The organism is Microlunatus sagamiharensis (genome assembly GCF_900105785.1).
In the GTDB taxonomy this organism is placed as follows: domain Bacteria; phylum Actinomycetota; class Actinomycetes; order Propionibacteriales; family Propionibacteriaceae; genus Microlunatus; species Microlunatus sagamiharensis.
The window spans coordinates 1,987,265-2,008,229 of record NZ_LT629799.1; the positions used below are offsets into that span (position 1 = coordinate 1,987,265).

At 74.5% G+C, this 20,965-nt stretch carries 16 protein-coding genes; 7 read left to right on the forward strand and 9 right to left on the reverse strand.

The genetic code is table 11. The features are described from left to right. Window positions 1-4 precede the first annotated feature (4 nt). The 4 genes from BLU42_RS09050 to BLU42_RS09065 are packed head-to-tail and all read right to left on the reverse strand — an operon-like array spanning window position 5 to window position 4,538. Window positions 5-1,495 carry a hypothetical protein gene (locus BLU42_RS09050; protein WP_157719900.1) on the reverse strand — a complete coding sequence of 497 codons (1,491 nt, stop codon included), beginning with the start codon at window positions 1,493-1,495 and terminating at the stop codon, window positions 5-7. A 26-nt stretch (window positions 1,496-1,521) separates the two neighbouring features. Beyond that, entirely contained in the window at window positions 1,522-2,109 is a 588-nt protein-coding gene (locus BLU42_RS09055; protein ID WP_091074158.1) for a hypothetical protein, read from the reverse strand. Between the two features lie 4 nt (window positions 2,110-2,113). Further along, entirely contained in the window at window positions 2,114-3,178 is a 1,065-nt protein-coding gene (locus BLU42_RS09060; RefSeq protein WP_091074159.1) for a hemolysin family protein, read from the reverse strand. Further along, entirely contained in the window at window positions 3,171-4,538 is a 1,368-nt protein-coding gene (locus BLU42_RS09065) for a hemolysin family protein (RefSeq protein ID WP_091074160.1), read from the reverse strand. Before BLU42_RS09065 ends, BLU42_RS09060 begins: the two co-directional genes overlap by 8 nt. Window positions 4,539-4,722: 184 nt before the next feature. On the opposite strand from BLU42_RS09065, the gene BLU42_RS09070 reads away from it, so the two are divergent. The 3 genes from BLU42_RS09070 to BLU42_RS09080 all read left to right on the forward strand — a co-directional run bounded on the left by BLU42_RS09070 (window position 4,723) and on the right by BLU42_RS09080 (window position 7,111). Further along, on the forward strand, window positions 4,723-6,024 hold the full coding sequence (locus BLU42_RS09070) for a vWA domain-containing protein (RefSeq protein ID WP_091074161.1): 1,302 nt from the start codon (window positions 4,723-4,725) through the stop codon (window positions 6,022-6,024). Between the two features lie 7 nt (window positions 6,025-6,031). Further along, complete coding sequence (locus BLU42_RS09075) at window positions 6,032-6,778, forward strand: FHA domain-containing protein (RefSeq protein WP_091074162.1); 747 nt, start codon at window positions 6,032-6,034, stop codon at window positions 6,776-6,778. Window positions 6,779-6,889: 111 nt separating this feature from the next. Continuing rightward, the gene (locus BLU42_RS09080) at window positions 6,890-7,111 is read left to right on the forward strand and encodes a DUF3107 domain-containing protein (protein ID WP_091074163.1); all 222 of its coding nucleotides are present in this window, start codon (window positions 6,890-6,892) and stop codon (window positions 7,109-7,111) included. A gap of 203 nt (window positions 7,112-7,314) precedes the next feature. On the opposite strand, the gene BLU42_RS09085 is transcribed toward BLU42_RS09080, so the two are convergent. Beyond that, a complete protein-coding gene (locus BLU42_RS09085; protein ID WP_091074164.1) occupies window positions 7,315-7,989 on the reverse strand; it encodes a ferritin-like fold-containing protein in 675 nt (224 codons plus the stop codon). A 431-nt stretch (window positions 7,990-8,420) separates the two neighbouring features. Between BLU42_RS09085 and BLU42_RS09090 the strand changes: the two genes are divergently transcribed. Genes BLU42_RS09090 through BLU42_RS09100 form a run of 3 tightly spaced genes read left to right on the forward strand, consistent with a single transcriptional unit; the run spans window position 8,421 to window position 12,580 of the window. Further along, window positions 8,421-9,941 (forward strand): DEAD/DEAH box helicase, encoded by a 1,521-nt coding sequence (locus BLU42_RS09090; RefSeq protein WP_091079947.1) that lies wholly within the window; start codon window positions 8,421-8,423, stop codon window positions 9,939-9,941. 54 nt (window positions 9,942-9,995) lie between these two features. Next, window positions 9,996-11,855, forward strand: coding sequence for an LTA synthase family protein (locus BLU42_RS09095; RefSeq protein WP_091074165.1), 1,860 nt, complete (start codon window positions 9,996-9,998; stop codon window positions 11,853-11,855). A 38-nt stretch (window positions 11,856-11,893) separates the two neighbouring features. Next, entirely contained in the window at window positions 11,894-12,580 is a 687-nt protein-coding gene (locus BLU42_RS09100; protein WP_091074166.1) for an alpha/beta fold hydrolase, read from the forward strand. A gap of 9 nt (window positions 12,581-12,589) precedes the next feature. Here the strand turns inward: BLU42_RS09100 and BLU42_RS09105 are convergent, their stop codons facing one another. Both BLU42_RS09105 and BLU42_RS09110 read right to left on the reverse strand, forming a co-directional pair. Beyond that, entirely contained in the window at window positions 12,590-13,234 is a 645-nt protein-coding gene (locus BLU42_RS09105; protein WP_231918523.1) for a class F sortase, read from the reverse strand. Then, window positions 13,231-13,998, reverse strand: coding sequence for a DUF4397 domain-containing protein (locus BLU42_RS09110; protein ID WP_091074167.1), 768 nt, complete (start codon window positions 13,996-13,998; stop codon window positions 13,231-13,233). The genes BLU42_RS09105 and BLU42_RS09110 overlap by 4 nt, the downstream gene beginning before the upstream one ends. Before the next feature lie 166 nt (window positions 13,999-14,164). On the opposite strand from BLU42_RS09110, the gene BLU42_RS09115 reads away from it, so the two are divergent. After that, window positions 14,165-15,070 (forward strand): oxidoreductase, encoded by a 906-nt coding sequence (locus BLU42_RS09115; protein ID WP_091079953.1) that lies wholly within the window; start codon window positions 14,165-14,167, stop codon window positions 15,068-15,070. A 6-nt stretch (window positions 15,071-15,076) separates the two neighbouring features. On the opposite strand, the gene BLU42_RS09120 is transcribed toward BLU42_RS09115, so the two are convergent. Further along, window positions 15,077-15,919: a PHP domain-containing protein gene (locus tag BLU42_RS09120; protein ID WP_091074168.1), complete on the reverse strand. Its 843-nt coding sequence runs from the start codon at window positions 15,917-15,919 to the stop codon at window positions 15,077-15,079. A 51-nt stretch (window positions 15,920-15,970) separates the two neighbouring features. After that, window positions 15,971-20,896, reverse strand: a complete 4,926-nt coding sequence (locus BLU42_RS09125; protein WP_172825774.1) for an NAD-glutamate dehydrogenase — start codon at window positions 20,894-20,896, stop codon at window positions 15,971-15,973. Window positions 20,897-20,965 lie beyond the last annotated feature (69 nt).

The window sequence follows — 20,965 nt, forward strand, 5'->3', positions numbered from 1 at the left end:
CGCGTCACCGTACGGCGCGCGGGTGGGCGTCGGGCAGGACGGTCCCGTACGCGGTCCTCGCCCGGTCGCCGTCGGAGGCCGAGAAGTACTGGAAGGACGGCAGGAGCACCGCCGGCCCGGGGTCGTCGGGCTGCTCGAGGCGCCAGAAGCTGGTGACGCTCCCGACGTCCCTCACGCCACCCGAGGAGTCCTCGCCGGGGGCGCCGACGAGCAGGAGCTGGCTGACGGGCGTCTGCTCGTCCGGGCGGGTGCGGCCGAGCGAGCTCAGCGTCGCGCCGAAGCGGTCCCCGCTCTCGTCGTGCTGGGAGAGCGAACCCTGCGTGAACCTGGTCGAGGTGCAGGAGCTGCCCGTCGGGGCGACCAGGCTGAACGCCCCCGCGTCCTTACGGCTCCCGACGTCGGTCCCGGGGGCGCCGACCGCCCAGCCGCCCGACAGGCAGCTGCCGTCGGCGACGGCCACCGCGGCGCCGAAGCGGTGGCCGGCCGTCGCGCGCACCCCCGCGCGGGCCTGGGTCTCGTCGACCGAGGAGCCGGGAGCCAGCGCACCGCGGCGGGCGTCGAGGGTGAAGGACTGCACGAGACCGGCGTCCTTCCTCGTGCCGATGTCCTCGTCGGGCACCCCGACGAGGACCCACCGCGGCCTGCCTCCCCACGACACGGACACGGCGGACCCGAAGTGGTCGCCCTTCTCCGGGCTCCCCGCCACCCCCGGGCTCGCCTGGGTCCAGGCCGTGCCGCGGCCGACGCGCTCGGCGCCGGTCGGCAGCGGGAACCAGTACGCCGCCCCGGCGTCGGTGCGGCCCCCCACGTCCTGGCGCGGGACGCCGACCACGAGGCCCTCGACCGACGCCGTGAGGACCGACCCGAACTCCGCCGAGGCCTGCACCACGCCCCCAGCCGCGCCGGCGGCCGTGATCGTCTCGACCCGCCGGCTCGTCCGGTCGGCGGCGACGACGAGGTGGTCGACCGCACCCGCCCTCGTCCGCCCGTCCACCGTGCGCCGAGGGGCGCCGACCCACACGTCCACGCCACCGGCCGCACGCTCGCGCACCGCCACCTGCGTCCCGAACCGCTCCCCGACGCTCCGGCCGGTCAGGGTCACTGCCGGCGGGGCCGTGAACCCGTCCGGCCCGCCAAGGAAGACCTGGACGCTGCCCCGCCCGTCGGCGAGGGGCGCCCCGACCACGAGGTCGAGGCACGCGTCGGCGTCCACGTAGGCGGTCGAGAGGGCCGAGCCGAAGCCCGTGCCCGACGTCCCGGTCAGCCGCAGGGCCGGGATGCCGCCCCCCGGCCGGAGCTCCACGGTCCCCGGTCCCACGCTCGGCATGCCGGCGGCCCGCACGACGCCGGCGGTCCCGAGCGCACCGTCGGCGCCGCAGCCCGGACCCGCCGAGGCCGGGGAGGCCGGCGCCACGAGCGCGGAGGTGACGCCGAGGGCGAGGCCCGACGCCAGCAGCAGCACGACCCTGCGACGACCGACCCCCGTGGCGCTCACGGGCTCACCCTCCCACCCCGCCAGGGTCAGCGTGCGCGGGCGAGCACCACGACTGCCGCGAGGAGCGCGGCCACCACGCCGTCGAGGGCGAGGGGCACCATGCCGACCCGGTACGCGGCGACCGTGCCGAGGGAGTAGAAGACCAGGTAGCAGGCCAGCCCGGCGAGCAGCGCGACCGCCGTCGCCGCCAGCCATCCCACCGTGGTCGGCGTGCTCAGCACGCCGGAGGTCCCGAGCGCGACCCCGGCCAGCACCTGTGCGGTGGTCCACACCACGATCAGCGGCAGCTCGGTGGTGAGGGAGCGGTGGGCGAGCGTCGTGGTGAGCCAGACCAGCACCGCGCCGAGCGCGACCCCGCCGCCGACCGTGGCGCCCAGCGCGAGCCCCGAGGCGCGCGGGAGCAGGAGCGCGCTGCCGACGGCCAGCAGGACCACCCCGCCCAGCCCGCCGAGCACGGCGCCCGCGAGGAAGGGCCCGCCGCTGATCGACGGTCGCGACGACGGCCGGAACACGACCGACCACCACACCAGGTAGGAGATGCTGCACACGACGAGCAGCAGCTCACCGATCAAGATCAGCAGCGGGCCGCCCTGCAGGGTCTCCGACCTGGTCACCGGCTCAACCTAGGGCGTCCGCCTCGTGCCGGCTGGTGGCGTCGTCGACCTGGCCGACGAGCTCTTCGATGACGTCCTCGAGGAAGAGGATGCCGGTCGCGTGACCCTCGCGGTCCACCGAGCGCGCGACGTGCACGCCCTGGCGGCGCATGGTGGCCAGCCCGTCCTCGAGGTCGGAGTCGCGCAGCACCGAGGCCAGCCGGCGTACGCGCTTGTCGGGGAAGGGCTCGGTCTCGGCCGGGCCGCCGGACAGGTCCATGACGTCCTTGAGGTGCACGAAGCCGGCCGGCTCCCCGTCGGCGTCGGTGAGGATGTAGCGCGAGTAGCCGTGCTCGACGAGCGCGCGCTGCACGGCGTCCGGGGTCGCGCTGGCCCGCGGCAGGGCCACGATCCGCTCGATCGGCACCTCGACGTCGTGGACCTTAAGGGCCGTGAATTCGAAGGCGTTGCTGAGGGCCCCGGTCGAGTCGTCCAGCACGCCCTCGCGGGTCGACTGCTCGACGATCCCGGCGACCTCGTCGAGGGTGTACGTGCTGGTCGCCTCGTCCTTGGGTTCGACGCGGCACAGCCGCAGGACCGCGTTGGCCAGCGCGTTCAACGTCCAGATGACCGGGCGGAAGACCCGCGACACCAGCACCAGCGGCGGGGCCAGCAGCAGCACCGCGCGATCGGGCACCGAGAACGAGAGGTTCTTGGGCACCATCTCGCCGAAGACCACGTGCAGGAAGGTCACCAGCACCAGCGCGACGACGAAGGCGAGCACGCTGATGACGTCCACGCCGAGCCCGGTGAGCCCGAGCGGGATCTCCAGCAGGTGGTGGATGGCGGGCTCGGAGACGTTGAGGATCAGCAGCGAGGCGACGGTGATGCCGAGCTGGCTCGTCGCCAGCATCAGCGTCGCGTGCTCCATGGCGTAGAGCGCGGTGCGCGCGGCCTTGCTGCCGGCCTCGGCGCGTGGCTCGACCTGGGAGCGGCGCGCCGAGATCACGGCGAACTCCGCGCCGACGAAGAAGGCGTTGACGGCCAGCAGCACGACCAGCGCGACCAGGCCCGGGGCGTACTCACCCACGACGGGCCCCCTCGCGCGCCTCGAGGCGCAGCTCGTCCACGACGAGGTCGTGCTCGCTCTCCTCGGGCTCCGTCGGGGTGAAGCGCAGCCGCTCCACGTGGTTGTCCTCGACCCGCTCGACGCGCAGCGTGCCCTGGTCGATGCCGACCTCGTCGCCGACCTCGGGGATGCGGTCCAGCACGTCGGTCACGAAGCCGGCCACGGTCTCGTACTCCTCGTCGGTCGGCACCTTGATGGCCGCGCGCTCCAGCAGCTCGTCAGGGCGCAGCGCGCCGTCGAAGACGACCGCCTTCCCGTCGTGGACGAGGTCGGCGCGCGTCCGGTCGTGCTCGTCGCGCAGGTCGCCGACCAGCTCCTCAACGAGGTCCTCGAGCGTGACGACGCCGTCGGTGCCGCCGTACTCGTCGGTCACGACGGCGATCTGGAAGCTGCCCCGGCGCAGCAGCCCGAGCAGCGTGTCCGCGCCCATCGAGCGGGGCACGAAGAGCGGATCGGCGGCGAGGTCGCGGGCCAGCACGGTGTGGCGCGACGCGGCGGGGACGGCGAAGGCCTGCTTGACGTGCACCACGCCGGTGATGTCGTCGGCGTCCTCGCCGATGACCGGGAAGCGGGAGAAGCCGGAGCGCTGCGACAGCGCCACGACGTCGGCCGCCGTGTCCTCGGCCCGCACCTTCTCCATCCGCACGCGCGGGGTCATGACGTCCTCCGCGGAGTGGTCGGAGAAGCGCAGGGTGCGGTTCAGCAGGGTCGCGTGGTCGGCGTCGAGCAGCCCCTCCATCGCCGAGCGGCGCACCAGCGAGCTGAGCTCCTCCGCGCTGCGGGCGCCGGAGAGCTCCTCCTTGGGCTCGATGCCGAGCGCGCGGATGACCCGGTTCGCGGTGCCGTTGAACAGCACGATGAGCGGCCGGAAGACCGCCGTGAAGACGGTCTGGAAGCCGATCACGACCTTGGCGGTGCGCAGCGGCAGGGCGAGCGCGAAGTTCTTGGGCACGAGCTCGCCGAGCACCATCGACAGCAGGGTGGCGAAGCCGACGCCGACGATGGTGCCGACCACCGGGACGCTCGCCTCGGGCAGGCCGAGCGAGCCGAGCGGCCCGGACAGCAGCCGGCTGATCGCGGGCTCCATCGTGTAGCCGGTGAGCAGCGTGGTCAGGGTGATGCCGAGCTGCGCGCCCGAGAGGTGCGTGGAGGTGATCTTGAGGGCGTTGATCGTCAGGCCGACGCCCTTCTCGCCGCGGGCCTGGCGGCCCTCGAGCTCGTTGCGGTCGAGGTTGACCAGCGCGAACTCGGAGGCGACGAAGAAGCCGGTGCCGACGGTCAGGACCAGCCCGACGAGCACCCAGACGAGGTCAAGCGCCATGGTGGGCGCGACCGCGTTCTGAGCGGCGTGAGCAGCGGGGTGCGGAGGGGGATGCGGGCGGCGCGGGGTCGTCCATCGTGGGCGCCACTCTACGTCGAAGTGCGGCCCGAGGGGCTCGCGTGACCGGCGGGGCCGACATACTGAGCGGCGTACCAGGAGTCACCGCGACGAGGTAGGGAGCACGATGGCGGACTTCTCCGCGACCGTCTACCAGAACGAGTTCCTGCCCGAGGGCGGCACGGACGTGAACGCGATCGTCACCCTCACGTGCACCGCGGCCGGCACCGCCGCCGACCCCGGGTCCGACGGCGCGGGAGGGGCGGGCGAGATCATCATCGTCGACACCTCCGGCTCCATGGGCCGTACGCGGCTGGAGGCGGCCAAGCAGGCGGCCGACGCCGCGATCGACCAGATCGCCGACGGGACCTGGTTCGCGGTGGTCGCCGGGACGCACCAGGCCTACCTCGCCTACCCCGCCGTGCGGACCGGCACCGGGATGACCGTGATGGACCCGGCCCGGCGCTACCAGGCGCACCAGGCGGTGCAGCAGTTCCGGGCCGACGGCGGCACGGCGATGGGCACCTGGCTGACGCTGGCCGCGCGGCTCTTCGACTCCGTGCGGACGCCCGCCGGCGCACCCCTGGTCAAGCGGCACGCGATCCTGCTCACCGACGGCGAGAACCACAACGAGACGCCCGAGCAGCTGAGCGCGGCGATCGCCGGGGTCGCGGGCCGCTTCCAGTGCGACTGCCGCGGCGTCGGCGTCGACTGGCAGGTCGCCGAGGTCCGCCGCCTCGCCCAGGCCCTGCTCGGCACCGTCGACATCGTGCCGGAGCCGGACCAGCTGCGCGCCGAGTTCGCCGGGCTCATGCAGGCCTCGATGGCCCGCGGCGTCGCCGCCGCCGACCTGCGGGTCTGGACCCCGCAGGGTGCGCAGCTGCTGTTCGTGCGCCAGGTGTCGCCCTCGGTGGAGGACCTGACGGCGCGGCGGACCGACGTCAACGCGCTCACCGGCGCCTACCCGACCGGGTCGTGGGGCGACGAGTCCCGCGACTACCACGTGGCCGTCCGGCTGAGCGCGAAGTCGCTCGGCCAGGAGCAGCTGGCCGCCCGCGTGCAGCTCGCCGTCGGGCCGGACGTGGTCGCGCAGGGCCTGGTCAAGGCCCGCTGGTCCGACGACGAGGGCCTGACCACCCGCATCAACGCCGAGGTCGCGCACTACACGGGCCAGACCGAGCTCGCCGACGCGATCCAGCAGGGCCTGGCGGCCAAGGCCGCGGGCGACGACGCCACGGCGACGACCCGGCTCGGGCGCGCCGTGCAGCTCGCCGAGGCCACCGGCAACGCGGAGGCCACGACCCGGCTCCGCAAGGTCGTCGACATCGACGACCCGGAGACGGGCACCGTACGGCTGCGGCGCGACGTGCAGAAGGCCGACGAGATGGCGCTCGACACCGCCTCCACCAAGACGACGAGGATCAGGTGACGCGCGCATGAACCGCTGCCCCAACGGCCACTACACGGCCGCCGCGGACTACTGCGACGTCTGCGGCGCCCCCGTCGAGACACCCGCTGGTGCCCCGGCGGGCGCACCGGCTCCCGGGCCCGACGCCGGGCCGACGCCGCCCGCGCTGGAGCCGTGCCCGAGCTGCGGCACGCCGCACGGGCCGGACGCGCTCTTCTGCGAGGGCTGCGGCTACGACTTCACCACCGGCGCGATGCCGCGACCGCTGGACCCGCCGGACCTCGGTCCGGGCTCCGTCCCCGCCGCCGGGCCGGAGGCCGAGCTCGACCTGCCCGAGGTGCCCGTCCCGCCGCCCGTCGCCCGCTGGGTGGTCGAGGTCTGGGTCGACCCGGACTGGTACGCCGAGTCGCAGAGCCCCGACGTCGTCCCCTCGGCCGGGCCGCCGCGCACGGTCGTGCTGACCGGCCGCTCCGCGCTCGTCGGGCGGCCCTCCGCGAGCCGGAACATCCACCCCGACGTCGACTGCGCCGACGACTCCGGCGTCAGCCGGCGCCACGCGCAGCTGACCACCGACGGCACCCGCTTCTTCGTCGAGGACCTGGAGTCGGCCAACGGGACGTTCGTCGCCCCGTCCGGCGGACCGCTGCCCGAGGACCCGGTCCCCGTCGGGGCCAAGCACGAGCTCGGCGCCGACGACCGCGTGTACGTCGGCGCGTGGACCCGGCTCGTCGTCCGGCCGGCCACCGAGGACGAAGCGCCCGACCAGCCGGGCTGAGGCGCTCCGCCCGGCGCGAACACGTACGTGGTCGGTGCGCCGCGTGTGGCAGCGTGGGGAGTCCGGCGCCGGGGTCTGCCCGTGCCGGGCCCAGACGCAGGAGGAGCTCCCGTGGAGATCAAGATCGGCATCCAGTACGTCAACCGCGAGGTCACCGTCGAGACCGACGAGAGCGCGGCCGACGTGGAGAAGGCCTTCGGCGAGGCCGTCTCGGGCGGCTCGGTGCTGACGCTCACCGACAACCGGGGCCGCAAGGTCATGGTCCCCGGCGACAAGATCGCCTACATCGAGCTCGGCGAGGAGAACGCGCGGCGGGTCGGCTTCGGCATCTGATCCATGAGGGGGACGACCCCCACACCCCCGCGTGCGATCCACTCGCTGGCGCTCGCGGAACGCCCCGCCCGAGGGGGACGACCCCCACACCCCCGCGTGCAACCGCCCGCACCTCCGCCGAACGGTAGGTTGCCGCGCCTCCAGAGCCGGAATTCGCGCTGCAACCTACCTCTCGTGGGGCACGGGAGCGAGGGGCGCCGGCGTCAGGGCTGCAGGCCGAGGCGCCGCATGCGGGCGGCGTGGTGCTCGATCAACCGGGAGAAGCTCCGGTTGACCGCGACCACGTCGACACCGCCGTCGCCCATCAGCAGCGAGGTCAGGCCCTCCCGCTCCATCGCGACGCGCTGGGCCTGGCTGAGCGCCTCGCCCACCAGCCGCCGGCCCCACAGCGCGAGCCGGCCGGCGACCCGGGGGTCCGCGTCGATGCCCGCCCGCACGTGCTCGACGACGAAGTCCTCGTGCCCGGCGTCGGAGAGGACGTCCTCGACCAGGGCCCGCGTGGTGTCGTCGACCTGCTGGGCGACCTCGGCGTAGAAGTCGTCGGCGAACCCGCTGCCGACGTAGACCCACATCAGCCCCTCCAGCCAGTCCTTCGGCCGGGTGTGGGCGTGGAAGTCGTCGAAGGCGCGGTGGAACGGCGCCATCGCGCTCATCACGTCGGCGCCGAGCTCGGCCAGCCGGTCCCGCACCCGCTCGAGGTGGTCGACCTGCCGCCCGGCCATCGTCGCCAGCGTCACCTTGTCGGCGAGGGTCGGTGCCCCGGCCCCGTCCTGCGCCAGCCGCTCGAAGGCCGTGAGCGCCCCGTACGCGATCGCGCCGAGCAGGTCCACCGTCCCGGCCGTCGGCTCGGGCCGGGCGTCCGCCGCTGCGTCTGACATGCCAGGCAGCCTAATGAGGGGCCGTGTGGTACCAGACGGCTAGACTCAGCACCAGAGGCGTCGGACCGACGCCGTCGGCCGCCGGCCCTGGCACCGCGACCACGTTCGCGTCGTGCTGGCTCGTGCGGCTGACCCGCAGACTCCAGACAGGCAAAACGCTGAACACCACGCAGACCGACAGCACGGACGTGCAGGACGGCGGCCTCGACGAGGCCGACCTCGACACCAGCACCGACACCGACACCGACCTCGAGACGGACCTCGAGACGGACATCTCCCCCACCGACGAGTCCCTCGCCGCGGCGGAGCAGGCCGACGACGCGGCCGTCGCCGAGGACGCGAAGCAGACCTTCGCCGACCTCGGCGTCGAGGGCCCGATCGTCGAGGCCCTCGCCCAGGTGGGCATCGTCCACCCGTTCCCGATCCAGTCGATGGCGATCCCGATCGCGCTCTCGGGCACCGACATGATCGGCCAGGCGCGCACCGGCACCGGCAAGACCCTCGCCTTCGGCATCACGATGCTGCAGCGCTCGACGGCGCCGGGCGAGCCGGGCTACGAGGAGCTGGCCAAGGCCGGCGCCCCGCAGGGCCTCGTCGTCTGCCCGACGCGCGAGCTCGCGAGCCAGGTCAGCAAGGACCTCTCCACCGCCGCCGCGCTCCGCGACCTCCGCGTCCTGACGATCTACGGCGGCGTCGGCTACGACACGCAGATCGACACCCTCAAGACCGGCGTGGACATCGTCGTCGGGACGCCGGGCCGGCTGCTCGACCTCGCCGACCGCCGCGCGCTCGACCTCTCGCGGATCAAGACCCTCGTGCTCGACGAGGCCGACGAGATGCTCGACCTCGGCTTCCTGCCCGACGTGGAGCGGCTGCTCGCCAAGACCCCCGCGTCGCGCCAGACCATGCTCTTCTCGGCGACGATGCCCTCGGCGATCGTGACGCTCGCGCGTCGCCACCTGGAGCACCCGGTCAACATCCGCGCGGAGTCCGCCGACGACGAGACCACGGTGCCCGCGACGGCGCAGTTCGTCTACCAGGCGCACGTGCTCGACAAGCCCGAGGTCGTGGCCCGCATCCTCCAGGCGCAGGACCGCGGTCGCGTGATGGTCTTCAGCCGCACCAAGCGCTCCGCGCAGCGGCTCACCGACGACCTGGTCGAGCGCGGCTTCGCGGCCGCCTCGATCCACGGCGACCTCAACCAGGTCGCCCGAGAGAAGGCGCTCAAGCGCTTCCGCGAGGGCAAGGTCGACGTCCTCGTCGCCACCGACGTCGCCGCCCGCGGCATCGACGTCACCGGGGTCACGCACGTGATCAACTACGAGTGCCCCGACGACGAGAAGACCTACGTCCACCGCATCGGCCGCACCGGCCGCGCGGGTGCCTCGGGCATCGCGATCACCTTCGTGGACTGGGCCGACCAGACCCGCTGGAAGGTGATCAACAACGCGCTCGGGCTGCCCTTCGAGACGCCCGAGGAGACCTACTCGACCTCGGCGCACCTCTTCCACGACCTCGGGATCGACCCCAAGGTCAAGGGCCGCATCGTCGACCCGGCCCCGGAGCCGCCGAAGGCCGAGCGCGAGCCCCGCGAGGGCGGCCGCGGCGCGCGCCGTCGCGGCGAGGGCTCCGGCACCCAGAGCGAGGGCGAGAGCTCGGGCCGTCCGTCGCGGAGCCGCCGCCGGCTGCGCAACGGCGTCCCCGTCGAGGGTGGCGCCGAGGGCGCCTCCCCGGAGCCGACGGCCACCGTCACGGCCCCGGTCGACGCCTCGGCGTCGACCGACGCGCCGAGCACCGAGTCCGCCGAGGGTGAGGGCGCGGCCCCCAAGCGTCGCCGCCGCCGCCGTGGTGGACGTGGCCGCAGCCAGCAGGACGGTGCCACCGAGGGCAGCAGCCAGGGCACCGGCGCGGGCAGCGACGACCGTGGCGAGGCCGCGGCCTCCGAGGCCTGAGCCGTCCCTGCTGAGCGAGGGCGTCGGCTGGGGCGTCCCGGCCACGGTCGGCCGATGAGCGCCGAGCCCACCGTGGACCGCGTGCGCCTGGCGCTGGTCTCGGTCCCGCTGGTCGTCGTCGACGTCGTCCTCGACGTCCTGCAGGCCCTGGACCAGGGCGCCGCGGGCCGCCGGCTCGGCGTGGCCGCGCTCCCCGGGCTCGTCGGCGTCCACCTGGGCGTCGTCGGCCTGTGGGCCGTGGTCTTCGCCCTGACCCGGACCGGTCGGCGGCACACCCTGCGCAACGTCGCCTTCCACGTCAGCGCGGGGGCGTACCTGCTCCTCTCCGTCGCCGCGCACCTCTACCAGCGGCGCACGGGTTCCCCGCTCGACACCGCGACGCTGAGCACGGTCGTGCACGCGCCGGCGGTCGTCGGCGACATCGTCCGGCGCTCGGCCGGCCCCGGGGCGTCGGCCCTCCTGCTCCTCGCCGTCGCGTACGCCGCGGTGGCGCCCTGGCTGGTCCGCCGGCTCGCGGCCCGGCAGCGGACGGCCCGCCCGGCCCGTCACCGGTCCCCCGCCCTGCTCGCGGCCGTCGCCGTCGCCGTCCTGGTCGCCGGCCTGACGGCCCCGCTCGTCACCGGGTCCGGCGCCTACGGGCGCCACCGCGCGGTGGAGCTGGTCGCCGGCGCCTGGGACGAGGTCCGCGAGGACGCCCGCGCCACCCGGCCCGCGCCCGGGCCGTCGGCACCGCCCTCGACCCTGGTCCGCTCGGAGCCGCTCGCCGCCGGCCAGGCACCGCGCAACCTCGTCGTCGTCGTGCTGGAGTCCCTGCGCTGGTCGGCCACCTCGCTCGCCGACCCCGAGCTCGGCACGACCCCCTTCCTCGCCCGGCTCGCCGAGCGCAGCACCGTCGCGACCCGCGCGTACACGACGGTCCCCCACACGTCCAAGGCGCTCACCTCGATCCACTGCGGCATCGCGCCGCCCGTGGACACCCGCCTGACCGAGTCGGAGCCGGGCCGCATCCCCGCCACCTGCCTGCCGGCGCTGCTCGGCCGGCAGGGCTACGGCACCGCCTTCTTCCAGGCGGCCACCGGCGGCTTCGAGCGCCGGCCCGAGCTGGTCGCCAATCTGGGGTTCGACGAGTTCCGCGGCGTCGAGGACCTGCCGACCGAGGGCTTCGGCCCGGCGAACTACTTCGGCTACGAGGACGACGTGCTGCTCGACCCGGCCACGGAGTGGATGGCCGCCCAGGAGCAGCCCTTCGCGCTCTCGCTGCTGACCGTCGGGGGCCACCACGACTACGTCCTGCCCGACACCTTCGAGCTGCAGCGCTTCGCCGAGGACGACGAGCTGAACCTCTACCTCAACACCGCCGCGTACTACGACCGCTTCCTCGAGCAGCTCTTCGACCGGATCGACGGCCTGGGCATCGCCGACGACACCGTGGTGGCGCTCGTCGGCGACCACGGCGAGGGGTTCGGCGAGCACGGGCTGCGCCAGCACGACAACACGATCTACGAGGAGGGCGTGCACGTGCCCCTGCTCGTGCACGACCCCGCCGACGCGCGCGGTCGCACGGTCGACGTGCCGGTCACCACGGCGAGCACGATGCCGAGCGTCCTGGACGCGCTCGGCTACCGCGTCGAGGGCGGCGCCGTCGCCGCCCCGATCCGCGCGGCCGAGCCGGTGCCCCTCCACCTGTCCTGCCAGAGCGTCAACCGCTGCCTGACCCGCATCGACGGGTCGTCGAAGTTCGTCCACCACTTCGGCCACCGCCCGGACGAGCTCTTCGACCTCGACGCCGACCCGGGCGAGCAGGACAACCTGCTGTCGACGCTCAGCCGGGCCGAGCAGGCCACGCTGCGCGACGAGCTGCTCGCCTGGCGCGACGAGGTCCGGGTGCTCTGGGCCCCGTCGACCGGCGGCTGACCGTGGCGCTCCGGGGCGGCAGGGTCGATGCTGGGGTCGTGCCCCACGACCAGCCGGTGGACGTCGACGGCGTGCGGCTGGTCGTCAGGACCTGGACGGCCGCGCGGCCCGCCGCCCCCGTCGCCGTCCTGCTGCCCGCGACCGGCGAGACCGCCGAGGACTGGGACGACGTCGCCGGTGCCCTCAGCGGCACCCGGACGGTCCACGCGGTGAACCTCCGCGGGCACGGTCGCAGCGACTGGCCCGGCACCTACTCGACCCGGCTCTTCGCCGCCGATGTCGAGGGCCTGCTGCCCGAGCTCGCCGACGGACCGGTCGACCTCGTCGGGCACAGCCTCGGCGGGCTCGTGGCCTGCCGGGTCGCCGCGGCGCGACCGGACCTGGTCCGCCGGCTGGTGCTCGAGGACGTCGGCCTGCTCCGCCCACGCCCGGCCGCGCCACCCGAGCGTCCGGACGGGCCCCTGACGCTCGACTGGGCCGTCGTGGAGCAGGTGCGGCCCGAGGTCGACGACCCCGACCCGGCCTGGCGCGAGGTGGTGGCGCGCATCGTGGCCCCCACGCTGGTCGTCGGCGGCGGCCCGCGCAGCTCGCTGCCGCAGGACCAGGTCGCCGACCTCGTCTCGACCGTTCCGGACGCGCGGCTGGTCATCCTGGACACCGGGCACCTCGTCCACGCGAACGCACCCGCGGACTTCGTGGCCGCCGTGCTGGACTTCCTGGGCTGACGCCCGTCGTCAGCGCGCGAGGCCCTTGGGCGTCGCCGTCACGACCACGTTGCTGTCGTAGCCGCCCGCGCCGCGCCGGTACTGCCCGCCGCAGGTGATGAGCACCAGGTGCGGGTCGCCGGTCTGGTCGAAGGCCGCGCTGCCCGTGGCGAGCGCGTCCTTCTTGATCGTGCGGACCGAGGTGACCGCGTACGCCAGGTGGTGCCCGTCGGCGCCCCGGAGCGTGATCGTGTCGCCCTTCTCGACCCTCAGCAGCCGGGCGAAGAAGCCGAGCCCCTCGGTGGCCGAGTCGACGTGCCCGGCGATCACCGTGTTGCCGAAGGGGTCGCCGGCCCGCGCGCTGCCGTCCCACCAGCCGACGTGCTGCACGTTCTCCGGCACGGCGAGCTCGCCGTCGCGCGTGACCGCGGGCTCGACCGGCGCGGCGGCGCCGGCCGGGAGGTCGACGCGGGTCGGGACGAAGGTGACCCGGTTGCTGGCGGCCGGGGTGCCGACCGAGGCCGGCGGCGCCGGTCCGTCCGAGGCGGCCGGGCTGGACGGCGCGGCGCTCGCGGACGCCACAGGCGCGGCCGCCGGGGCGCCGCACGCCGTCACCGACGCGACGAGCGCGAGGAGCCCGGCAGCGGCCGCCGTACGCAGGGAGGTGGGGCTCAACGAGTCAGCCGGGCGAGGAACCGCACGGCCCCTGCCGCCTCGCCGCCGGTGCCGGTGTCGACCTTGTCGGGCCGCTTCGAGCCGGACGAGCCGGTCGCCAGGACGTGGACGGCGACGTTCATCGTGTTCTTCTCGGGGTCGCCGAGCGCGTAGACGCGGTTCACCGCGCCGCCCTTGACGGTGAGGCTCACCGGGCCGAGGTAGACCGGCGACTTCTTGCCGGTCGGGGTGATGGCGACCTTGTAGGTCGCGACGGGGACGGTCAGGTCGAGGGACTGACCGTTGGCGACGTCGGAGAAGAGCACCTTGCCGTTGACGCGGATGTCGGCCGCGGGGACGGTGGCGGTGTGCGCGACGACGAGCTCCGCCTTGCCGCGGGGGACGCTCGAGGTGTCGTTGCGGAAGACGGTCACCGTGGGGTCGGTCGAGCCGCCCTCGGGCAGGTGCACGACGACGTCCCAGCTCGAGCGCGCCTTGACGTCGAAGGACCGGCTGAGCAGCTCGGTGCCGCCGTCGCTGAAGGTGACCTCGCGCGAGCCCGGGTCGACCTTGAAGGGCCCGACGACGGCGGCCGTCTTGACCCCCTTGGCGACGGTCTTCCCGTCGACGGCGACGTCGACGCTGCGTCCGGGCAGGCCCTGGACGACGTAGACGTCGGCGGAGCCGGCGGCGAAGCTGGGTCCGGCGGTCAGGCCCGCCAGCCCGACGGTGGCGCCCAGCAGCACCACGAGCGTGAGCAGCCGGCGCAGAGCGCGTGCAGTCATCGGACGTCCCCCCGAGGTCCTCGTCGGTGCCCCCCGGCACCGTGGCCCGAGGTTACGCGCCGCCGGCGGGGCCTGCAGCCGGTCGAGATATGTGCACCGCTCGTATCAGCCTGCGCTCAGGCTCGGCCCCGCCCGGCTCCGGAAGGGCGCGGGTAGCGTGGCGATCATGACCACGGACGCCTCCGCCTCCTCCTCCGGGCTCGCCGGCACCTACGACCTCGCCGGCTACCAGGTCCACCGCATCGGCTTCGGCGCCATGCAGCTCCCCGGCCCCGGCGTGATGGGTCCGCCGAAGGACCACGACACGGCGGTCGCCGTGCTGCGCCGTGCGGTCGACGCCGGCGTGAACCACATCGACACCGCCCAGTTCTACGGTCCCGACGTCTCCAACGAGCTGATCCGCGAGGCGCTGCACCCGTACGCCGACGACCTCGCGATCGTCTCGAAGGTGGGAGCCCGTCGCGACGCCAAGGGCCAGTGGCTCCCGGCCCTGACGCCGGCCGACATCCGCGAGGACGTCGAGACCAACCTGCGCACCCTGGGCATCGAGCGGCTCGCCGCGGTGAACCTGCGGCTGCAGGAGCACCCCGTCCCCGGGCAGGCGCCGCTGGAGGACCTGCTGGGCGCGATGGTCACCCTGCGCGAGGACGGCCTCATCGCCGGCGTCGGCATCTCCACCGCCACGCGTGACCAGGTCGTGCAGGCGATCGAGCAGGCCGACGTCGTCACCGTGCAGAACGCGTACGGCGTCCTCGCCCGCGGCGACGAGGACGTGCTGCGCCTCTGCTCCGACCACGGCATCTCCTACGTGCCCTACTTCCCGCTCGGCGGCGCCTTCCCGGGCATGCCGAAGGTCGTCGAGGACGAGGTCGTGCAGGCCGTCGCGGCCGAGGTCGGCGCCACGCCCGCCCAGGTCGGGCTCGCCTGGCTGCTGGCCCACGACGACAGCGTCCTGCTTATCCCGGGGACGTCGTCGCTCGCGCACCTCGAGGAGAACCTCGCCGTGGCCGGCGTGACGCTCTCCGAGGAGCAGGTCGCCCGCCTCGACGCGATCGCCGCGCCGGAGGCCTGACCGGGCTCAGACGGCGACGCGCAGCCGGAGGCGGAGCTCGTCGTAGACCTCGGGGCGGGTCGTGTTCACCCCGAGGTCGTGGTCGGTCTTGCCGGTGCCGTGGTAGTCGCTCGAGCCGGTGCCGAGCACGCCCAGCTCGTCGACCAGGCGCCACAGCCGGGCGCGGGCGTCCGCGTCGTGGTCCTGGTGGTCGACCTCGATGCCGTCGAGGTGGTGCTCGGCGACGAGCTCGGCGAGGTAGTCCGGCGGCAGCAGCCCCTCCCGGCCCCGGCCCCAGGGGTGGGCGATCACCGCGACGCCGCCCGCGGCGTGGACGAGGTCGATGCCGTGCGCGACCTCGATCGCGTAGCGCGCCACGTGCGCGGGCCCGCCGTCGGCGAGGAAGCGGTCGAACGCCTCGCGCCGGTCGGCGACCCAGCCGGCCTCCACGAGCGCGTCCGCGATGTGGGGGCGCCCCACCGACGGCGACGAGCCGACCTGCGCCATCACCTGCTCCTCGGTCACGGGCACCCCGAGCCCCTCGAGCAGGTCGAGCACCGGGCGCAGCCGCCCTGTGCGGCCCTCGCGCACCCGGACCATCTCCTGCGCGAGCGCGGCCGCCTCGGGGTCGGCGCCGTACGCGAGCAGGTGCACGCTCTGGTGCTCGTGCGAGCAGGAGAGCTCGAGGCCACGCACGACCTCGACGCCGTGGTCGCGGCCGGCGGCGACCGCGCGGTCCAGCCCGTCGAACGTGTCGTGGTCGGTCAGCGCGACCACGTCGAGGCCGGCCTTTGCGGCCGCGACGACGAGCTCGGCCGGGGTGTCGGTGCCGTCGGAGACGTTCGAGTGCGTGTGGAGGTCGATCCGCATGGCTCCAGACCTACCACGCGGGTCGAACGCCCCCGCCCTCTGGACGAGCCGTCAGTCGACCAGGCCCCGCACCACCCGCAGCGCGACCGACGCCTTGGCCAGGTCGGTCGTGCCGGTCAACGCCGAGCGCAGGGTCGCCCGCGCCTGCGCCACGCCCGGCGTCCCGCGCTCCCAGGCCGCCACCAGGTCCGCGGCGGTGTCCACCGACTCGTCGGCGAGGCTCGCCGAGTGGTCGGAACCTTCACCGACCACCTGCGCGGTCAGCCGCGCGTGCGCGGAGTGCAGGTCGTCGCGCAGCGCGGCCCGGGCCATGGTCGACCAGCGGTCCTGGCGTGGCAGCGCCGTCACCCGGGCGACGAGGCGGTCCAGGCCGAGGCGCTGGGCCAGGTCGAAGTGCACCCGGGCCACCACCGTCGGGTCGAGGTCCTCGCGCCGCGCGGTCGTGACCGCCGACAGCGAGCCCCAGGCGGCCGGCAGCACGGCCACGTCGGCGGCCAGGTCATCGGGCACGCCGGCCGCGCGCAGCTCCTCGGCGCGCTCGGCCACGGCCGCCGCTTCCCGCTCCCCCAGCGTGCCGGGCAGCGACGCGACGACCGCGCGGACGCCGGGCGCCAGCTCCTCGACGATCGCCGAGATGCGCAGCGGGCGCGGACGCTCGTTGACCAGCCAGCGGGCGACCCGCTCCACCGACGTGCGCACGACGAGGCGCATGCGGGTCTGCACGTCGGCGGGCACGGCGTGGTCGAGGCGGGCGATCCGCTCCTCCAGCCCGGCCGCGCCGAAGAGCTCGCGCGCCGCGATGTGGGCCTGCACCAGCTCGGGCGCCGTCGCGCCGGTCTCGCTGGACAGCCGGTGGAAGCAGGTGATGCCGGCGGTGTCGACGAAGCGGTTGACCACGACCGTGGTGACGATCTCGCGGTGCAGCCGGTGGCTGCGCATCTGCGCGGTCCACGCCCCGCGCAGCGCCGGCGGGAAGTAGTCGACGAGCCGGTCGGCCAGGTCCGGGTCGTCGGGCAGCTCGCTGCGCCCGACCTCGTCGGAGAGGACGATCTTGGTGTACGCGAGCAGCACGGCGAGCTCGGGCGAGGTGAGACCGCGGTCCTTGGCGCGTCGAGCGTCGAGCGTCTCCTCGTCGGGGAGGAACTCGATCTCGCGGTCGATGAGCCCGTGCTCCTCGAGCCGGTCGATCCACTCCCCGTGCACCCGCGCCATGTCGGCGGCCTGCGCCTCGGCGTTGGCGAGCGCGAGGTTCTGCGACACGTTGTGGGCCAGCACGAGCTGCGCCACGTCGTCGGTCATCGACGCCAGCAGCCGCAGGCGCTCCTGCGGCGCCAGCGAACCGTCCTCGACGTCTGGCGCCAGCAGGATCTTGATGTTGACCTCGTGGTCGGAGGTGTCGACGCCGGCCGAGTTGTCGATGAAGTCGGTGTTGATCTTGCCGCCGCGGGTGGCGTACTCGATGCGTCCGAGCTGGGTGAGCCCGAGGTTGCCGCCCTCGCCGACGCAGCGGGCGCGCAGGTCCGCACCGTCCACCCGCAGCCCGTCGTTGGCCCGGTCGCCGACCGCGGCGTCGGTCTCGGTCGAGGCCTTGACGTAGGTGCCGATGCCGCCGTTCCACAGCAGGTCGACGGGCGCCTTGAGCGCGGCGCTGATCAACGACGTCGGGTCGAGGGCCGTGACGCCCTCCGCCAGCCCGAGCGCCCGGCGTACCGGCTCGCTCACCGGCACCGACTTGAGCGTGCGCGGGTAGACGCCGCCGCCCGCGGAGATCAGCGAGGCGTCGTAGTCGGCCCAGCTCGAGCGCGGCAGCCCGAAGAGCCGGCGCCGCTCGGCGAAGCTGCGCGCGGGGTCCGGGTCGGGGTCGAGGAAGACGTGGCGGTGGTCGAAGGCGGCGACGAGCCGGACGTGCTCGGAGAGCAGCATGCCGTTGCCGAAGACGTCGCCGCTCATGTCGCCGATGCCGACGCAGGTGAAGTCGTCGGCGTCGGGGTCGATCCCGAGCTCGCGGAAGTGGCGCACGACCGACTCCCAGGCGCCGCGCGCGGTGATGCCCATCGCCTTGTGGTCGTAGCCGACCGAGCCGCCCGAGGCGAAGGCGTCGCCGAGCCAGAAGCCCTCGTCGAGGGCGATCTGGTTGGCCGTGTCGGAGAAGGTCGCGGTGCCCTTGTCGGCGGCGACGACGAGGTAGGGGTCGTCGCCGTCGTGGCGCACGACGTCCGGCGGCGGCACGACCTGCTGGGCCTCGCCGGAGCCGACGAGGTTGTCGGTCACGTCGAGCAGGCTGGCGATGAAGACCTTGTAGCAGGCCACGCCCTCGGCCAGCCAGGCGTCGCGGTCCACCGAGGGGTCGGGCAGCCGCCGCGGCACGAAGCCGCCCTTGGCCCCGGTCGGCACGATGACGGTGTTCTTGACCGTCTGCGCCTTGACCAGCCCGAGGATCTCGGTGCGGAAGTCCTCGGCGCGGTCCGACCACCGCAGCCCGCCGCGAGCGACCGCGCCGAAGCGCAGGTGCGTGCCCTCCACGCGCGGCGAGTGCACGAAGATCTCGTACGCGGGGCGCGGCTCGGGCAGGTCCGGCACCTCGCGCGGCCGGAGCTTCAGCGCCAGCGCCGGGCGTCCCGCGCGGTAGAAGTTCGTCCGCACGAGGGCGCGCAGCACCGCCAGGAACGAACGGACGATCTTGTCCTGGTCGAGGCTGGAGACGTCGTCGAGCGCCGTCTCCACGGCCGCCCCGAGCTCGGCCGCGCGGGCGGTCCGCTCGGGCAGCGACAGCCCCGACGCCGGGTCGAAGCGCACCGCGAAGAGCTCGAAGAGGCGCCGGGCGATGGCGGTGTTCGCGACGAGCGCCTGGGCCATGTAGGTCTGGCTGTAGGAGACGCCGCCCTGGCGCAGGTAGTGGCCGACGGTCCGCAGCACGCTGACCTCGCGCCAGCCGAGGCCGGCGGCCATGACCAGCGCGCAGAAGGCGTCGGACTCGGCCTCGCCCTCGTACGCGGCCCGGAACGCGGCGACGAACCGCTGCCGCCCGGCCTCGTCCCAGTCGCGCGCCACGGCCTCGCGCCCGCCCGGCACCCGCAGCCCGAAGTCGTAGATCCAGGCCCGGTCGGTCCCGCCCGCCTCGAGCTCGTAGGGACGCTCGTCGATGACGTCGACGCCGAGGCGGGTCAGGTGCGGCAGCAGCTGCGAGAGCGAGAGCGACACGTCGCGGCGGAAGATCTTGAGGCGCAGGTCGGCCTCGTCGTCGGCCCGGTCGGGGGCGTAGAGGGCGAGGGCCATGTCGGCCCCGCTCTCCAGGTCGGCCAGCGCGACGAGGTCGAGGCGGCCCTGGCGCGGGGAGTAGTCCTCCTTGTAGCCCTCGGGCAGCGCGCGCAGCAGGGTCCCGAGCCGGTCGGCGGCCGGGGTGCCGCTCAGCAGGTCGGCGAACTCGTCGTCCCAGGTCCGCGTCGCCGCGGTGAGGTCGCGCTCGAGCCCGCGCAGGTCGATGGCCGAGCCGAGCGCCTCCGGCGTCCGGCGCGCCGGCATCCGCACGACGACGTGCAGCCGCGCCAGCACGGCGTCGGTGACGCGCGCGCTGTCGTCGATGCTCGCCCCGCCCAGGCGGTCGAGCAGCACCTGCTCCATCTTGCGGCGCACCGTGCCGGTGTAGCGGTCGCGCGGCAGGTAGACGAGGCAGGAGACGAAGCGCCCGTACGGGTCGGCGCGCGTGAAGATGCGGACCTGGCGGCGCTCCTTGAGGTGCGCGATCCGCTCGACCGTCTCCGAGAGCTCGGGGACGGGGGTCTGGAAGAGCTCGTCGCGGGGGTAGGTCTCCAAGGTGTCGACGACCGCCTTGCCGCCGTGGCTGGCCCGGTCGTAGCCGGAGCGCTCGAGCACCGCCTGCGCCTTCTGCCGCAGCACCGGCACCCGGGCGACGCTCTCGGAGTAGGCCGTCGTCGAGAAGAGCCCGAGGAAGCGGTGCTCGCCGACGACGCGGCCCTCGGCGTCGAAGCGGCGCAGCCCGATGTAGTCGAGGTAGGCGGGGCGGTGCACCCGCGAGCGCGTGTCGGCCTTGGTGACCACGAGCAGCGCGGGCGGGCCGTCGAGCCGCGGCAACGCCGCGAAGCCTCCGGCGGCCTCGCCCTCGCGGAGGATGCCGAGGCCGGTGCCCTCGACCGGCTCGTACGCGGCGTCCTCGCCGCTGCCGGTCAGGGCGTAGTCACGGGCGCCCAGGAACGTGAAGTGGTTGTCGCTCAGCCAGTCGAGCAGCTCGCGGGCCTGGTCGGCCTCGCCGCCGGCACCGCCGCGCGGACCGCTCCCGGCGACCTCCTCGGCGAGCTCGCGCGACACCGCGACCGCACGCTCGGCCATGGGCTCCCAGTCAACCACCGCGAGCCCGACGAGGTCGAGCACCTCGTGCACACCCCGCTCGAGGTCGGCCCCGGCTACGTCCTCGGACCCGAGCCGGGCCGGCGGCAGCAGCTCGAGGTGCATCCAGGACTCGTGCAGGGTGGCCGGCTGCTCGGCCGCCTCGGCCGACCGTATGAGGCGGCTCAGCCGGCCCCCGGCGTCGCGCAGCACGAGGAACTGGGGGTGGAACACCTCGCGGATCGTCCAGCCCTGGCGCAGCACCTCGATGGTCACCGAGTCGACGAGGAAGGGGAGGTCGTCGGTCACGACCTGCAGCACCGTGGCGCCCCCGACGCCGTCCGGGGTGTCCTCGCTGCCGCGGCGGCCGACGACGCGGACGACGTCCTGGCCGGGCTCGCGCACGAGGGCCGCGCGGTAGTGGCTCTCCACGACCGACAGCAGGTCGGAGACCGTGCGGTCCTCGAGGTCGGAGGGGTCGACGTGGCGGAAGTAGTGCGCCATGAACGTCGCCACGGCCTCGGGGTCCTGGCCCAGCTCGCTGGCCACCGCCCGGCCCGCGTCGGCCACCGCCGCGATCTTGTCGGTCTTGTCCTGCTCGAGCCCGACCTCGTACGTCGTCACCACACCCATCCGTTCACCGCTGCCGCCGCACGCCGTCGTGCGTCCCGTCCACGTTAACGGCCTCTGGTTGGATGGCGG

Coding starts and splice junctions, on each gene's coding strand:
- BLU42_RS09065 (WP_091074160.1), bottom strand. CDS start 4,538: ATGGCGCTTGACCTCGTCTGGGTGCTCGTCGGGCTGGTCCTGACCGTC.
- BLU42_RS09070 (WP_091074161.1), top strand. CDS start 4,723: ATGGCGGACTTCTCCGCGACCGTCTACCAGAACGAGTTCCTGCCCGAG.
- BLU42_RS09075 (WP_091074162.1), top strand. CDS start 6,032: ATGAACCGCTGCCCCAACGGCCACTACACGGCCGCCGCGGACTACTGC.
- BLU42_RS09085 (WP_091074164.1), bottom strand. CDS start 7,989: ATGTCAGACGCAGCGGCGGACGCCCGGCCCGAGCCGACGGCCGGGACG.
- BLU42_RS09090 (WP_091079947.1), top strand. CDS start 8,421: ATGGCGATCCCGATCGCGCTCTCGGGCACCGACATGATCGGCCAGGCG.
- BLU42_RS09095 (WP_091074165.1), top strand. CDS start 9,996: ATGAGCGCCGAGCCCACCGTGGACCGCGTGCGCCTGGCGCTGGTCTCG.
- BLU42_RS09110 (WP_091074167.1), bottom strand. CDS start 13,998: ATGACTGCACGCGCTCTGCGCCGGCTGCTCACGCTCGTGGTGCTGCTG.
- BLU42_RS09115 (WP_091079953.1), top strand. CDS start 14,165: ATGACCACGGACGCCTCCGCCTCCTCCTCCGGGCTCGCCGGCACCTAC.
- BLU42_RS09120 (WP_091074168.1), bottom strand. CDS start 15,919: ATGCGGATCGACCTCCACACGCACTCGAACGTCTCCGACGGCACCGAC.
- BLU42_RS09125 (WP_172825774.1), bottom strand. CDS start 20,896: ATGGGTGTGGTGACGACGTACGAGGTCGGGCTCGAGCAGGACAAGACC.